Genomic DNA, 16,372 nt, shown 5'->3' on the forward strand with positions numbered 1-16,372 from the left:
ATTTGTGCAAATATAGTTTTTAGGACTATCAATTAAAATAAATCCTTATTTTAGAGCTAAACACCAACCAATTGAAAAGAAAGCTTACATACATTTTTATTGGTATTGCCATATGCTCGGTTATTGGATTTCTTAATAGCGTGGTTACGCAAAGCTCTGTAAACGGATGGTACATGACTTTAAACAAACCAAGTTTTAACCCGCCAAACTGGATTTTCGCTCCGGTATGGAGCGCTCTATATATTATGATGGGTATTTCTGCCGGTTGGGTCTGGGCTAAAGGCTTTCATCACAAGTGGGTAAAAACCGGATTATATCACTTTGGTTTTCAACTACTTTTAAATGGATTGTGGAGTATTGTATTCTTCGGACTTAAACAACCGTTTTATGGACTGCTCGTAATTATGGCACTTCTAGTAGTTTTATCTCTTACTATTAAATGGTTCAATGTCGTTAGCAAATTTGCAGCCATATTGCTAATTCCGTATTTACTTTGGGTCTGTTTCGCTACAGCTTTGAATTACAAAATTTGGGAGTTGAATTAATCTATCTACTCAACTCTAATAATTTATGCATGGTTCTATAATTTCTGGTAGTTGCCAAAACTTTCAGTTTTCGCTCTACCAAATTATTATTCAACTTGGCTTTACCATACCCAGCTTTACACTTTAGATACACACAGTTTTTAGAAATTGAAAACTCTTCGTTAGCGTACGATTCTCCTTTAAACTTAGAAAGCTCTTCTACATTCGTAGTATTATTTAGCAATACAAAATAGATTTGCTTTCTAATGACTTCATCTTCCGATTCAAACGGATTCTCATTTAGAATTTGATGTAGCTGCGAAGTTGTCTTTACTATTACAGGCACTTCAAAACCAAAACTTTTTAAAATAGCTTTAGAAATGAGAGATTCTAATTCTGATGTTTTCTGAAGTTCACATTTGAAAACTAAATTACCACTTTGAATGTATGTCTCAACATCTTTAAGCTTTATACTTTTGCATAATTCTCGAAGTTCCGCCATCGGTATTTTATGTTTTCCGCTGACATTTATCCCTCTTAAGAATGCGATGTATGTTTCCATGTTAAGGAGTGTTAGCGTTCAATTCGTCCACAACTCCGTTGGCTGCGATATAACCACCTGTCCAAGCATTTTGAAAATTGAATCCGCCAGTAATGGCATCTATATTTATGATTTCCCCTGCAAAATACAGACTTGGCAGAAATTTACTTTCGTAGGTTTTAAAATTAATCTCCTTTAAATCTAAACCCCCAGCTGTCACAAACTCTTCTTTAAAAGTACTTTTACCGTTTACTTGAAAAATGCCCGCAGTCAGTTGTTCTGCTAATGAAGTTAATTGATGCTTTGATACTTCTGGCCAGGTCATAGTATCATCAATACCAGCTGCTTTTACCAAGTTTGCCCATAAACGCTTAGGAATATCCAACACCTTGGTTCTTAAAATAGTTTTCTTTTCAACTTGCTTTACTTTCAAAAACAATTCTAACAATCCGTTTTGGTGATATTCCGGAACCCAATTCACTTGAATTTTGAATTGGTAATTATACTGCTCTAAAATTCTAGCTCCCCATGCAGAGAGTTTTAAAATAGCCGGTCCGCTCATTCCCCAGTGGGTAACCAATAATGGTCCGTCTGAGCTTAAAACAGATGTATCTAATTTTGTTTTTCCTGTCTTTTTACCAAAATTCTTTTTGGGTATTACGTTTACCTCGGCATGTGTAGCGACACCGGGTATATCTGCCATACGCTCATCTTTTATATTAAAAGTAAACAATGATGGTACGGGCGGAACAATGGTATGTCCTAACGCTTCAATATACTTCCACATTTTAGGATTGCTACCCGTTGCCAAAATGAGCTTTTTGCAGTACATAAAACTCTCACCTATGGCAACCTTCCAAATCTTAGCTCCTTCTTCCTCAATTTGTTCAATTCCACTTACCGAACAAAGTGTTTTCACCTGAACACCTAATCTATCTACCTCAGAAATAAAACAGTCTATAATTGTTTGTGATGAATTACTAACCGGAAACATTCTGCCATCTTCCTCTATCTTTAAAGCCACACCACGTTCTTCAAAAAAACCAACGGTATCACCACTGGCATAGTTATGAAAAGGACCTAATAGTTCTTTTTCTCCTCTAGGATAGTTCTTGCTTAAATCTGCCGGATTAAATTCTGCGTGCGTAACATTACAGCGACCACCACCAGAAATTTTCACCTTGGTCAATACATCTTTACCACGTTCTAAAATAGCTATTTTAGTATTTGGTCTTTTTTCTGCGATATGTATTGCTGCATAAAAACCTGCAGCACCACCACCAATTACTAAAACGTCGTACATTATTTTACCCGTTCTGGAAAGTTTGTAATAATGCCGTCTACCCCAATACGTTTCATTGAATCAATATCTGCAGGCTCATTAACCGTCCAAGTATAAATTTTAAAACCGGCATCTCTAATCTCATTTGCCTTTTCTAAATCTAAATTTTTAAAATACGGATTAATTGCTACGGCATTCAATTCTTTAGCCACAGGTATAGCATCTACAGGGTTTTCTTCGGTCAAGACTGCAATAGCTACATTTGGGTTATGCTTACGCATTTCCTTCAGCTCGTCCCAATTAAAACTTGAGATTATAAAATTCTCTGCAGACCAATTTCTTTGTTCAATATAGTAATTCATGATATGGTTAACCTTATCTGCAGTACCCGCACCTTTAAGCTCTATGTTTAAAGCAACCTTATTGTCAATTAGCTTTAAAACATCTTGAAGCATTGGTATTTTATGACCACCTTCAACAATTACCTGCATTAAATCAACAATATAATAATCTTCAATATTACCTGGGGCATTTGTTAATCGATCAAGTTGATCGTCATGAAAAACTACAATCTCTCCACTTTTAATTTTAAAGACATCGATCTCTATCATATCAACACCCAAATCCATTGCTTTTTGAATAGATGGCAAGGTGTTTTCAGTTTCGTGTCCCATAGCACCTCTATGACCAATTACTAACGGTTCTTCTTTCATATTACAAGATGCTAAAGTGATACAAATAAAAGCTAAGGCAATTCTTTTGAGCATATCTTAAGATTTTAATTCAAAAATAAAGGATTCTAAAGGATTTAAGTTGATTACGATATGACCTTCTCCATTTTCTACTCGTAATGAATTCTTATGACCATAAAGTGCATCTTGTAAAAGATAACTACCTTCTTTTAATTGCCATGTATTCATTAAATCAACCGGTAGTTTTAAATCGAAAGAAAAATGGTCGTTGACATCAAAATTGGCAACAACTATCAGTTTTTGATTCTCTGACCAGCGAACATATGATAATACACGGTGATTGTAATTTTCAGTAATTTCTTTATTATAAAAATGAATTTCACGGTACGCACCCATTAAAGCTTCACTACTAATAGTAAAATTCAACAATCGTTTGTAAAAGTCCCTTAACGAAGCTTCTTCTGGCGTAGATTGACCACCATCGAACTTTTTATTATTTACCCATCTTTGATGATGGGGAACACCAACATAATCGAATATTGATGTTCTTGACGGACTCCCAAAGCCTGCATGTTCAGCAGCTGGCTCACCTACTTCTTGTCCAAAATAAATCATGGTCGGCGATGTACTTATGGTTGCAGAAACTACCATTGCAGGCCTGCCTATTTCAGCATTACCTACAAATTCTGGACTAGCGATACGTTGCTCGTCATGATTCTCTAAAAAGTGAAGCATGTTATGCTCTATATCTTGCAGACCGTTCTGAACAACCGGTAAATGATCAGACCAACCGTAACCTTTCATTATATGTTTTAAGCCATCATAAAAATCGACCTTATCATATAAATAATCCATTTTTCCTTTATGGATATATGTTCTATATAAATCTGGATTATACACCTCTGCCATTATAAAAGCATCGGGGTTTTTCATTTTTATGGATGAATTCATAAAGCTCCAAAACTCTACCGGAACCATTTCTGCCATATCATACCGAAAGCCATCAACACCCATAGCCAACCAATACAAGGCAACATCTCTAAACTTGCGCCAAGAACTAGGTACTACTCTCTTTTTCCAATAATTAAAATGCTCTTCGTAATCTTTCTCGCCGAAATCATTTGGTAGCATATCAAAATCTAACCTACCATCTGGTCTTACACCATAATTTATACGAACGGTCTCATACCAATCGTTCATATCTGGTTGCGGACTACGAGAACCATTACCGGTCCATTTTGCGGGAATCTCCTCTAATTTAGAATATGAAAAATCAGGTACACTTCCTCCTAAAGGCACATAACCATCTCGCCATTGTGGAGTTTTAAATTCCGTTCCTGGGATGTAATAAAAGTTATTATCCTTTTGATATTCTACAGATGTATCATCGCCAAATCCGAAATCAGAAATCCCTTTAGGGTTCGTCTTTCCTTCATACTTTCTAGCTACATGATTAGGCACAATATCAATAATCACCTTCATACCCGCCTTATGTGTACGATCAATTAAAGATTTGAATTCCTTTAACCTTTTTGAAGGGTCTTTAGCTAAATCTGGGTTAACATTGTAATAATCTTTAACCGCGTAAGGTGAACCAGCTCTACCTTTAACCACTGCCGGGTCATCATTAGAAATACCAATCTCAGTATAGTCATTGATAACCGCATGATGCGGAATACCGGTAAACCAAATATGGGTAATACCTAAATCTTTTATTTCTACGAGTGCCTTTTTATTAAAATCTGCAAACTTACCTACTCCATTTTCTTCAATAGTGCCCCAAGGTTTGTTGTTGGTCTTGGTGTTACCAAAAAGCCTGGTAAACACATGATAAATTACAATCTTACTATTCATGGGGCAATTAGATTTTAAACTTTAAAGCACTAAACTAAAGACAATTTATACAGTAGTCAATTCATCTGGAAATAATGCTACCTTTTTTCCATTTACACGAATAGTCACTTCTTCGGTTCCTGTCAGATGAAAAGTAGTCTCCTTAGCAGTGACATTTACTTTTATTATTCTGTTTCTAAAATTGACCTTAAAAGAATATGCACTCCACTGATTTGGTATTTGAGGCTTAAACGATAGTTTATCATTGATAACACGCATGCCACCAAAACCTTCCACAATACTCATCCAAGTACCCGCCATAGATGTAATATGCAAACCTTCTTCTACTTCTTTGTTATAATCATCTAAATCTAGCCTCGATGTTCTTAAATAGAAATTATACGCCTGCTCCATTCTACCCAATTTAGCCGCTTGAATACTATGTACACATGGCGACAAAGAAGATTCATGAACGGTAAAAGGCTCATAAAAATCGAAATGCTTTTCTAAATCTTCAACCGAGAAATCCTCCTCAAAAAAGTAAAATCCCTGTAAAACATCTGCTTGTTTTATATATGGAGATCTTAAAATTCTGTCCCAACTCCATTTTTGATTTATAGGTCTTTCTGTTTTTGGCAAATCATCTACCCTTACCAAATCTTTATCTAAAAAGCCATCTTGCTGTAAAAACACTCCATGTTCTTTCGAATATGGGAAATACATTTTATTGGCTACTTTTCTCCATTTATCACACTCTCTATCGGTAAGCTGAGTTTTACCAATTATTCTATGATAATCATCTGAATAACCGTTTTTAACTTTGTCTAACTGGGTAAGCGTATAGTTGATACACCATTTTGCCAAATAGTTGGTATACCAGTTGTTATTTACATTGTTCTCATACTCATTAGGTCCTGTAACCCCAAGCATCACATATTTATTTTTATCCTTAGATAAGTTTACACGTTGGTACCAAAATCTAGAAATACCGATTAATACTTCTAACCCCATTTCTGGTATGTAACTGTAATCACCGGTGTATCTAAAATAGTTATGGATTGCAAAAGCAATAGCTCCGTTTCTATGAATTTCCTCAAAAGTAATCTCCCATTCATTATGGCATTCTTCACCATTCATGGTTACCATAGGGTATAATGCCGCTCCATTAGAGAAGCCTAATTTCTTGGCATTTTCAATAGCCTTTTCTAAATGGTTGTAACGATACTTCAATAATTTTCTAGCTACTTTATCATCTTTGGTAGCCATATAGAAAGGTATACAATATGCTTCCGTATCCCAATAGGTACTACCACCGTATTTTTCACCTGTAAATCCTTTCGGACCAATATTTAACCTAGAATCTGTACCTAAATATGTTTGATTTAATTGAAAAATATTAAAACGAATACCTTGCTGCGCCTTAACATCACCTTCAATAACAATATCGCTCATGTCCCAAATTGCAGCCCAAGCATCATTTTGTTTTTGCAATAATTGGTCGAAACCTAAAGCACTTACTACATCTAAACTATTATTTGCTACTTGTTTTAGCTCTTCGTTTGGATGATTTCTTGCTACCGTGTATCCGCCAAATTTCGTCAATGTAATAGAAGAATTTGCTTTTACATTTTGCTCAAACTTAAATGACACAAATGAATCTGTCTTTTCTGATGGTACACCCGAAATCTGATTTCCATCATACTCTAAAGAAGCCTGCATAAACGTACAGGTCTTAAATTCTGTTTTCATGGTATGTGCCTCTATAAAGGCACGATTATCAGCTGTACTTAAATTTGTTGTATTCCAGAATTTATCATCCCAGTTACTATCTTCATTTGTAATACCACTATCTAAATATGGCTCAAATACTATTGTAGCATCTGTCTTCAAAACCTTTACTGTATATGAAATAGCACCTACCGCATCAATATCTATACTCAAGAATCGTTTTACATCAACTTCTATTTCTACATTATTAGATGTTACTGCTTGAAAGCTACGGGTGTAAACGCCCTCTTTCATATTCAATTCTCGTCTAAAATTTGAAACTTTTTTACTTGTTGCCAAATCGAACTCTACCTCATCAATATAAATTTTTATTCCGATCCAATTAGGAGCGTTCAAAACCTTTGCAAAATATTCTGGATAGCCATTTTTCCACCAACCCACACGGGTTTTATCAGGATAATAAACTCCAGCGATATAACTACCTTGAAAAGTTTCACCTGTATAGGTTTCTTCAAAGTTGGCACGTTGCCCCATGGCACCGTTACCTATACTAAATATACTTTCAGAAGACTTTACGTTTTCTTGATCGAAACCTTCTTCTATGATGCACCAATTATCTGGTTTTATATAATCTTGATTCATAAAATTTATATTGAATTGAAATATGAAAAAATGAAAAAATGAAATTAAAGTACAGCTACCTTTATTTATTCTTTATGTTTTTTGTTGATCAATGATTCTAAAAAATCATCGCTCATTTCGGTAAAGTCGTTAAAATTGTAATTAGCCTCGTTTAGTATTTCAGCATCTCCTATGCCTATGCTAACCATATTCGCAGCATTAGCCGCTTGAATACCGGCAACTGCATCTTCAAAAACCACACATGAATTTGCTGCAACAGCTAAATTATTCGCTGCAATCAAAAATACCTCTGGATCTGGCTTTGCCTTGGTTACGCTATTACCATCAACAATACTATCAAAATATGGCAACAAATCAACCTTCTCTAGAATAGGCCTTGCATTTTTACTTGCAGAACCCAATGCTATCGGAATACCTTTATTCTTTAAATATTGCAAAACCCTTGTTACATCTGGTAGAATTTCACTTGAATCCATCTTTTCAATGTAAGCAAGGTAATCTACATTTTTCTCTACCATCCAAGTATCGAACTGATCTTGCGTAGCCTTTATATTACCAATATCTAAAAGAATTTCTAAGCATCTTTTTCTACTTACTCCTTTAAAGAGTTCATTCTGCTCTTTGGTAAATTCAAACCCTAATTCATTGGCTAGTTTTCGCCAAGCCAAATAATGGTATTTAGCCGTATCAACTATAACACCATCCAAATCAAATATAAAACCTACTTTTTCCATTTTCTTACTTCTATTAATTGATTGTAGAACCTCTTTTAATTAAGGTCGCATTAATAATCTCGGTTTTAAAAGGTGCTTCTTCCATTTCTAAAGATTCCATTCTATCTATTAAAAACTTTGCTGCCTTTTCTCCCATTGTTTCACCGTGTTGCGCTACTGTAGTTAATTTTGGAGATGAGTATTTTGATAAAATTCCATCAGTAAACCCTATAATCGAAATATCATTTGGAACGTTATACCCTAACTGTTGAATAACACTCATACATTGAACCGCAAAAATCTCGTTAACACACAAGACAGCATCAATCTCATTTTGTTGAAAAAACTCAGTTATTAAATTTGTATTGTCTAAGCTATGAGGTAATGTCAAAATTAAATCTTGATTTACAGTCATTCCATTATCTTTCAAAGCTTGTAAATAACCTTCCTTTCTACTTTCACTTACGTTAAAAAAATTCTCAGTAGTTACCAAAGCAATTTTATTAGCCCCGGCAGTAATAAAATGTTCGACTGCTTCGGTCGATATTCCTTTATCGTTTAACACTACCTTATCACAAGCAATTTGCTCCGTAACACGATCAAAGAGTACAATAGGTATGCCTTGATCCAACAATTCCTTTAAATGGGTATAGTCGTTCTTTCGCTGCGTTTCTGCACTCAATGAAAGAATGAAACCGTCTATACTTCCATTTGCCAGCATTTCCATATTGATCACCTCTTTATCAAATGATTCATCTGAAATACAAATAATAACATTGTACCCCATACTATTGGCATACTTTTCTATACCTCTAAACACTGTGGTAAAAAAATGATGTACAATATCTGGTATAACTACACCTATGTTCTTTGTTCTCCTGTTCTTAAGACTAAGAGCTATATTATTAGGCCGGTAATTATAAAATTTTGCAAAAGCCTTTATTCTATCTTTTGTGTCTTTGCTAATCTCTTTACTATTTTTTAAGGCTTTTGATACCGTCGAAATAGAAACATCTAGTTCTCTAGCAATATCTTTTAAAGTGATTTTTGGTTTCAAAAAAAAGGAATTTAAAATTTAAGATAATAACTTAAAATAATCTAAACGCTAAAGTTGACGAACAACTTCTATTTAGTAAATATATACAAAAAAGGATTTTTCTTATATTTGAAGAATAATCATATATTCATATTTAACCACTATGTTAATTAAGAATATCATAATATTGTGTATTAACATTCATTATAGTCGCAAAAAATAAAAGTTATTAACACGAAACCGTTTTCGTAACTTTTTAACTTTGCCCAAACCATTGTTAACACACCTTTTTACATATTTTTAACAATTGAAATTAAATTAACTCAACTTAAATTAACAATTTATGAAGATTACATTCCTAAAAAGTCTGTTAGTTCTCGGTGCATTTTTGTGCTTTGGATATATACAGGCACAAGAAGTATCTGGAACTGTTTCAGATGCAAGTGGACCTTTACCAGGAGCTAGTGTTCTTGAAAAAGGTACAACGAATGGTACACAAACTGATTTTGACGGCAATTACACATTGACCGCCGAAGAAGGTGCTGTACTTATTGTTAGTTATATCGGCTACAAAACTCAAGAAGTAGCAATTAACGGTAGAACTTTAATCAATGTTACTCTTGAAGAAGATGCGCAAGCATTGGAAGAAGTTGTAATTATCGGTTACGGAACTACAACCGTTAAGGATGCAACCGGTTCTGTATCTTCTGTTACATCAGAAGATTTTAATGGAGGTATCATTTCATCTCCAGAACAATTAATTCAAGGTAAGACGGCTGGTGTACAAATTTCACAGGCTAGTGGTGAGCCAGGCGCTGGTATTACTTTGAGAATTAGAGGTGCTGGTTCTGTTCGTGGAAACAACAGTCCTTTGTTCGTAATTGACGGTGTTCCTGTATCTAACGAAAGTGTTTCTGCATCCGGTGGAGATTTAGGTGCCGGTAGTAGTGGCGCTAAAAACCCGTTGAACTTTTTAAACCCTAACGATATCGAAAGCATGAGTGTTCTTAAAGATGCATCTGCAACGGCTATCTACGGTTCTAGAGGTGCAAATGGTGTAGTTGTAATTACAACTAAATCTGGAAAAGGCGGAGGTACTTCAGGTCAATGGGGTTTCTCTAGCACTTTGAATATTGCAACAGTAGCAAATAAATATGACCTTTTATCTTCTGATGAATTTATAGAAAGAGGTGGTGCTGACCTTGGTGGCTCAACAGACTGGCAAGAATATCTTTTTAGAACTACAGCCTCTACTGACAATAACCTTTCTTATTCTCAAAACTACGGATCAGGTAATGTTAGAGCCACATTTGGTTACTCAAAACAATTTGGTATAATTGAAAATACTGATTTTGAACGTATTTCAGGTAGAATAAACTTAACCCAACGTTTTTTTGACAATAAACTAACATTGAATGCTCAAGGAACGGTATCCAGAATTAATGATAGAGCACCTTTTATTAGTAGAACTTCAGGAAGTACTGGAGATTTATTAGCTGCTACTTATTATTCTAATCCTACATTAAATGCTAATCCAAACATTGGTGCTGATCCAGATAGAAATCCTGCGAATCTTTTAACGTATTATGACGATAACTCAGGTACTGACAGATTTCTTGGAAATGTATCTTTAAATTATTCATTTACCGATGAACTTTCAGCTAAAATTAATTTCGGTCTTGATACGTCTGAATCAACAAGAGGTCAGGTAGTGAGCCCAAATATTCTTGGTTTTACAAACGGTGTAATTGGAAACGGTCGTGCAGTTGTAAGTAACTTAGATACTGATAGTAAATTAATGGAACTTACCATTAATTATAACAAAGAATTTGAAAATTCTAAATTAGATGCACTTGTAGGTTATTCTTTTCAAGATTTTAATAGAAGTGGTCAAAATTTAGTAGGTCAAGGGTATAGTACTACTGACATGAATCAAATAATTTCGGTTACTGAACAAGCTTATGAAGACACTCGTAACCTTGCAAGTAATTATCAAGGTTACGGTATTGGCACTTTCAATGATCTTCCTGGAAACGGCGATCAATTCCGAATTTTAGGATTGACTCCAAACATTAACTCAACTACGAGTAGTAGTTTGCCAAATATACCAATCACTGCATTCTCTGTAGACACTTTTGATTTTACAGATGAATTACAATCTTTCTTTGGTAGATTAAATTATACTCTTCATGACAAATATTTATTTACTGGTACGGTAAGAGCAGATGGCTCTTCAAAATTTGGTGATAATAACAAATATGGTATTTTCCCTTCTGCAGCTTTTGCTTGGAAATTAAATCAAGAAGATTTCGTAAATGAAGATACTTTTTCTACGCTTAAATTAAGAGCTAGTTGGGGTATTACTGGTAACCAAGATGGCCTTGGTTATGGTGCGTACTTAAACAGAACTAGATGGGATGGTTTAGGCATAGGAAGTAACTCTCAACTATCAGCACCTGCAACAAGAGAAGTAGCATTTGCAAACCCAGACCTTAAATGGGAATCAACAACACAATATGGCTTAGGTTTTGATTTTGGTTTTAATAATGATCGTTTTACAGCTAATCTTGATTTTTATAGAAAAGAAACAAATGATATTCTTTTAAATTTACCAGCAGTACAGCCGGCCACTTCTCCTTTTGTGTTCCAAAATATTGATGGCACAATCGTTAACCAAGGTGTGGAATTAGGCATAGATTACGACCTAATTGCTACAGATGACTTTAACTGGAATGCAAATTTCAATATTTCTTATAATCAAAACGAATTGACTAACTATGAAGGTCCAAATATTCAAGCTGGTAATTTGTATGGCCAAGGTCTTACAGGTACAACATCTCAAGTTTTAACTGATGGAAAACCTTTATATACTTACGAATTACGTTTAGTTGACGAGAATTTCCAAGTAGAAACTGACCCATCTATTCTTGATAAGTCAGCATTACCAAAAGTCGTTTCTGGTTTATCGACTAGTATGAATTATAAAAACTGGGATGCATCTTTATTCTTCTCAGGACAATTTGGATTTTATGTTTATAACAATACAGCAAATGCATTGTTTGCAGCACCGCAAATTGGAAGTAGAAATAATTTACGTAGCGTTTTGGATAATAATATCTCATTATCAGCAACTAACCCAAGTACTTTCTTTTTAGAAAAAGGCGATTTTGTAAGACTTCAAACGGCATCTATAGGGTATAATGTTCCATTAAGCGGAGAAGGCACATTCAAAACTATGCGCTTAAGTGCAGTTGGTCAAAATCTATTTTTATTAACAGGGTATAGCGGATTAGATCCTGAGGTTAGCACTTCAGATATACCATCTAATGGATTCCCATCTGCTTCGATAGACTACCTATCATATCCAAGACCAGTAACTTTTAGTGTTGGATTTAACGTTACATTTTAAAAACAAAAAAATAGGATTATGAAAAAAATAGTAAATTATTTATGTTTCGCACTCCCAATAGCACTGGCATTTTCTTGCACAGACTTAGAGATCGAGCCTACAGATTCATTGATATCTGAAGGTTTTGCAGGAGTAGCAAACGTTCAAGGTGAAGTTGCAAATATTTCCAATATTATAACTGGAGGTAATTTAGGTAACCAAGATGGTCTATATGCTTTGAATGAAGTGACTACAGATGAGTATGTAGTAGCTACAAGAGGTACAGACTGGGGAGATAATGGTAGATGGTTAGCAATGCACCAGCATTCTTGGAACGCAGATCTTCAAGACATACGTTTATCTTGGCAAGCTTTAAACAGTATTACGATTAATGCTACACGTGTAATTGATCCGGGTAGTATTACAACTGCCGGCGGTGATGTCACTGAATTAAAAGCTGAAGCAAGATTCTATAGAGCTTGGGCAATGAGCTGGATTTTAGATATGTGGAGACAAGTACCTTATAGAGATGTAAATGCACCTAATAGTCAAATACCTTCAGTTCTTACTGGGCAAGTTGCTATTGATAGTATTGTTGCAGATCTTAATATAGCGATCAGAGATTTACCACAAGTAACTGCTGGCGATGGCATTGAATTGAAACAAACACCAACAAAAGCAGCTGCGAACCATTTAATGGCCAAGCTACATTTAAACAAACATATTTATCTTGAAACTTCTCCTGACAATGCAGATATGCAAGTTGTTATTGATGCAGTTGATGCGATTGAAGCCGATGGTTATACTTTGGCTGCAGCTGGAGATTTCTTTGATATTTTTCGACCTAGCAACGATGTGGAAACTATTTGGTGGTCACCAGCAGCTACAGGTCCTAGAATTTGGAATACATTACATTATAACTTAAACTTCCCAGGATCTAACGATGGTGGAGGATGGAACGGTTTCGCTACCCTTTCTGAATTCTATCAATTATTTGAAGGTGATCCTGACACTAATTATGTTGGTGATGGTCAAGAAGAGCGTAGAGGATGGGTTCCTGATGCAGAAACTGCAAATGCTGAAAACTTAGGTATAGGATATGGTTTTCTTATTGGTCAACAATATGAACAAGATGGCACCCCATTAACTGCAAGAGATAATGTTGGTAGTGTTCCTTTAGTATTTACAAAAGAAGTTACTAAAGCCGAATATACAGCACCTGCAGACAATGCAGTATTAGAGACTGACGGAACAAGAATGCTAAAGTACCATCCTAATGAAGAAGGTGGTGATCAAAGAGCACATACTGTACGTTATAGATTTGCTGATGACTATCTAATGAGGGCTGAGGCAATGTTTAGAATGGGACAGGATGTTACTGGTATGATCAATACATTGAGAGTTATAAGAGGTGCAACTGCGTTAGGTTCTGTAGTTGAATCTGACCTTTTAGCAGAACGTGGAAGAGAAATGTATGCTGAATTAACCAGAAGACAAGATTTGGTAAGATTCGACGAGTATTTAAGAGCATGGAATCTTAAAGATGCTACAGATGCTAGATCTATAATTTTCCCTATTCCTTTTGCAGACATATTAGCTAATCCTAATTTGGTTCAGAACCCAGGATACTAAGCGTATATAAATTTAAGTTTAAGTTGAAAAGGCCTCCAATTCATTTTGGAGGCTTTTTTATTTCCACCAATTAATAAAAACAACAAGAATTTACCAATTGTATATCCTTTGAATTATTTAGGATTAATTTAAGCTATTAGCCACAAAAAAAATCAATAACCGTGCAACCTAAAACAATACCTACCAAACACAAGTGTGATTATCATAACTTGTTTTCGTTGTGTGAAGCAATTATAATTTCTTAATTCCGATTCAAAAGAATAAAAAAGGGCTTATCCAATCTATCATTGTTATCTCATGAAATTAGCATTGATAATCTATAATCGAAACCAATAAATACTGACAAGATTAGTTTTGTATAATTTAATATTTACCTTCTTAGCAATTACTACCAGCCGTGTTTTATATTTTTTTTGACAAAGCAATACAGATACTATAGCATTAATAAGCTATAGATATTAAACAAATCCAACTTCTTCAAATACTCAGATCACTTTAGACCCATTAAAACCAATGACATTAATAAATCATACCTAATTTAACGAAGCATTTAATTAGGTATAAAAAATCAAGTTAGATTTGTTTTTTGAACATAAAAAAATGCAACATTCCTTTTTCGCTTTTGCGTAAAAGGAATGTTGCATTTTCAATGCTATTAGAGAACTAATGCATCTCAAAATACTTTAGAATAAACTTCTTATAATCGGGGCTACAATCTATAATGGATTAAATATTCTATCTAAATATAATATAAGTGCTTATTACAATTAACGTAATAATTAATCCCACCGGCTTCACATACTTCCAACTTGTAATATCAACCTCATTAGTATACTCTTGCACATAATCACTAGCTCTAGGTTTTAATTTACCTATTACCAACATTATAATTATTGTTAATACAAAAGTTATTGCTTGTACATGTAACATATGTGGCAACCACTCCACTCCAAGACCTCGTTGCATGATTATATAAATAACATATACTACAACAGCAAATATAATTCCCGCCTTAGCTGCAATAGCCGGTACTCTCTTAGTTAAGAAACCAATTACAATTACGGATAAAATAGGAATACTATAAGCACCATTTACTTGTTGTAAATAACCAAAAAGTCCATCAGAAGCATAATACAGAAAAGGAGCTAATGCCATTGAAAACAATGCTAGTAAAACACCAAAGCGTTTTCCTACTGAAACCACCTTACTTTCAGAAGCTTCTTTATCTACATACTCCTTATAAATATCTAAACCAAATAAGGTAACACAACTATTTAAAGCACTATTAAAAGAACTTAGTATAGCCCCAAATAGTACCGCAGCAAAAAAACCAACCAAAGTAACAGGCAAAACTGCCGCCACCAATTTAGGATAAGCTTGATCGGCTCTATCCAATTGACCATCGAACATATGAAACGCAATAATACCAGGTAAAACTACAATTAGCGGACCTAATATTTTAAAGCAAGCGGCAAGCATAACTCCTTTTTGACCTTCCTTTAAATTTTTTGCCGCAAGAGCCCTTTGTATTATTTGCTGATTGGTACCCCAATAAAATAATTGTACCAAAACCATACCTGTAAATATGGTAGCAAACGGTATACTTGAAGATTCTGAACCTATAGCATTAAACTTTTCAGGATGTTGAGTTGTAAGCTTTGAAAGTCCTCCTAAAAGACTATTATCATCACTAATTGCATAAAGTCCAAATATTGGTATTAATAAACCACCTATAAGCAAACCAATTGCATTTATGGTATCTGATACAGCAACAGCTTTTAAACCACCAAATATGGCATAAATACTACCAATGATTCCTATACTCCAAACACAAACCCATATTGATGCCCACTCAGATATCCCCAATTTGGCAGGTAAATCAAACATTCCACTAATAGCTAAAGAGCCAGAGTACAAAACAATAGGTAATAATACAATGGCATATCCGCTTAAAAATAAGCCAGATGTCATTGCTTTCGTTGTCTTATCAAACCTTCTTTCTAAATACGTTGGTATTGTACTAATACCACCTTTCAAATATCTAGGCAACAAATAAATGGCACATATTACCATGGCTATAGCTGCCAAGGTTTCCCAAGCCATTACTAATATTCCATCACTATATGCATTCCCATTAAGCCCAACAATTTGCTCTGTAGACAAATTGGTAAGTAGTAACGACCCTGCAATTACCCCAGCCGTTAAACTTCGTCCTCCTAAAAAGTAACCGTCAGAAGTTTGTTCGTTTGTACTTTTGGTTGCGAAATATGCAATTACCGCCACTAAAATGGTAAAGCCTAAAAAAGATAAAATTCCTATCATTGGTTGAGTTGTTTGTTATTTAGTCAAGGTTAAATATAT

Annotated in this window: 11 protein-coding genes; 3 read left to right on the plus strand and 8 right to left on the minus strand. The window is 34.6% G+C overall.

The annotated features are described in order from the left end of the window. The first annotated feature begins 71 nt into the window (after positions 1–71). Positions 72–545 (plus strand): TspO/MBR family protein, encoded by a 474-nt coding sequence (locus BUC31_RS01620; RefSeq protein ID WP_073240644.1) that lies wholly within the window; start codon positions 72–74, stop codon positions 543–545. A gap of 1 nt (position 546) precedes the next feature. On the opposite strand, the gene BUC31_RS01625 is transcribed toward BUC31_RS01620, so the two are convergent. The 7 genes from BUC31_RS01625 to BUC31_RS01655 form a co-directional block, all read right to left on the minus strand. After that, positions 547–1,086, minus strand: coding sequence for a DUF1697 domain-containing protein (locus BUC31_RS01625; RefSeq protein WP_073240646.1), 540 nt, complete (start codon positions 1,084–1,086; stop codon positions 547–549). Between the two features lies 1 nt (position 1,087). Next, entirely contained in the window at positions 1,088–2,368 is a 1,281-nt protein-coding gene (locus BUC31_RS01630; protein WP_073240648.1) for a BaiN/RdsA family NAD(P)/FAD-dependent oxidoreductase, read from the minus strand. After that, positions 2,368–3,114 (minus strand): glycerophosphodiester phosphodiesterase, encoded by a 747-nt coding sequence (locus tag BUC31_RS01635; protein WP_073240650.1) that lies wholly within the window; start codon positions 3,112–3,114, stop codon positions 2,368–2,370. Before BUC31_RS01635 ends, BUC31_RS01630 begins: the two co-directional genes overlap by 1 nt. A gap of 3 nt (positions 3,115–3,117) precedes the next feature. Further along, positions 3,118–4,893 (minus strand): alpha-amylase family glycosyl hydrolase, encoded by a 1,776-nt coding sequence (locus tag BUC31_RS01640; RefSeq protein ID WP_073240652.1) that lies wholly within the window; start codon positions 4,891–4,893, stop codon positions 3,118–3,120. Between the two features lie 45 nt (positions 4,894–4,938). Next, the gene (locus tag BUC31_RS01645; RefSeq protein WP_073240654.1) at positions 4,939–7,242 is read right to left on the minus strand and encodes a glycoside hydrolase family 65 protein; all 2,304 of its coding nucleotides are present in this window, start codon (positions 7,240–7,242) and stop codon (positions 4,939–4,941) included. Between the two features lie 65 nt (positions 7,243–7,307). Beyond that, positions 7,308–7,976 carry a beta-phosphoglucomutase gene (gene pgmB / locus BUC31_RS01650; protein WP_073240656.1) on the minus strand — a complete coding sequence of 223 codons (669 nt, stop codon included), beginning with the start codon at positions 7,974–7,976 and terminating at the stop codon, positions 7,308–7,310. A 13-nt stretch (positions 7,977–7,989) separates the two neighbouring features. Continuing rightward, entirely contained in the window at positions 7,990–9,012 is a 1,023-nt protein-coding gene (locus tag BUC31_RS01655; RefSeq protein ID WP_073240658.1) for a LacI family DNA-binding transcriptional regulator, read from the minus strand. A 322-nt stretch (positions 9,013–9,334) separates the two neighbouring features. Here BUC31_RS01655 and BUC31_RS01660 point away from each other — a divergent pair, with 322 nt between their 5' ends. Continuing rightward, positions 9,335–12,400, plus strand: coding sequence for a SusC/RagA family TonB-linked outer membrane protein (locus BUC31_RS01660; protein WP_073240659.1), 3,066 nt, complete (start codon positions 9,335–9,337; stop codon positions 12,398–12,400). An 18-nt stretch (positions 12,401–12,418) separates the two neighbouring features. Further along, positions 12,419–14,011, plus strand: a complete 1,593-nt coding sequence (locus BUC31_RS01665) for a RagB/SusD family nutrient uptake outer membrane protein (protein ID WP_073240661.1) — start codon at positions 12,419–12,421, stop codon at positions 14,009–14,011. A gap of 735 nt (positions 14,012–14,746) precedes the next feature. Here the strand turns inward: BUC31_RS01665 and BUC31_RS01670 are convergent. After that, the gene (locus tag BUC31_RS01670; protein WP_244533991.1) at positions 14,747–16,333 is read right to left on the minus strand and encodes a solute:sodium symporter family transporter; all 1,587 of its coding nucleotides are present in this window, start codon (positions 16,331–16,333) and stop codon (positions 14,747–14,749) included. Positions 16,334–16,372 lie beyond the last annotated feature (39 nt).

The organism is Maribacter aquivivus (genome assembly GCF_900142175.1).
Classification (GTDB): domain Bacteria; phylum Bacteroidota; class Bacteroidia; order Flavobacteriales; family Flavobacteriaceae; genus Maribacter; species Maribacter aquivivus.

What these genes read in the sequence shown, in the direction of transcription:
- BUC31_RS01625 (WP_073240646.1), bottom strand. Translation starts at nt 1,086, where the DNA reads ATGGAAACATACATCGCATTCTTAAGAGGGATAAATGTCAGCGGAAAA.
- BUC31_RS01630 (WP_073240648.1), bottom strand. Translation starts at nt 2,368, where the DNA reads ATGTACGACGTTTTAGTAATTGGTGGTGGTGCTGCAGGTTTTTATGCA.
- BUC31_RS01635 (WP_073240650.1), bottom strand. Translation starts at nt 3,114, where the DNA reads ATGCTCAAAAGAATTGCCTTAGCTTTTATTTGTATCACTTTAGCATCT.
- BUC31_RS01640 (WP_073240652.1), bottom strand. Translation starts at nt 4,893, where the DNA reads ATGAATAGTAAGATTGTAATTTATCATGTGTTTACCAGGCTTTTTGGT.
- BUC31_RS01645 (WP_073240654.1), bottom strand. Translation starts at nt 7,242, where the DNA reads ATGAATCAAGATTATATAAAACCAGATAATTGGTGCATCATAGAAGAA.
- pgmB (WP_073240656.1), bottom strand. Translation starts at nt 7,976, where the DNA reads ATGGAAAAAGTAGGTTTTATATTTGATTTGGATGGTGTTATAGTTGAT.
- BUC31_RS01660 (WP_073240659.1), top strand. Translation starts at nt 9,335, where the DNA reads ATGAAGATTACATTCCTAAAAAGTCTGTTAGTTCTCGGTGCATTTTTG.
- BUC31_RS01665 (WP_073240661.1), top strand. Translation starts at nt 12,419, where the DNA reads ATGAAAAAAATAGTAAATTATTTATGTTTCGCACTCCCAATAGCACTG.
- BUC31_RS01670 (WP_244533991.1), bottom strand. Translation starts at nt 16,333, where the DNA reads ATGATAGGAATTTTATCTTTTTTAGGCTTTACCATTTTAGTGGCGGTA.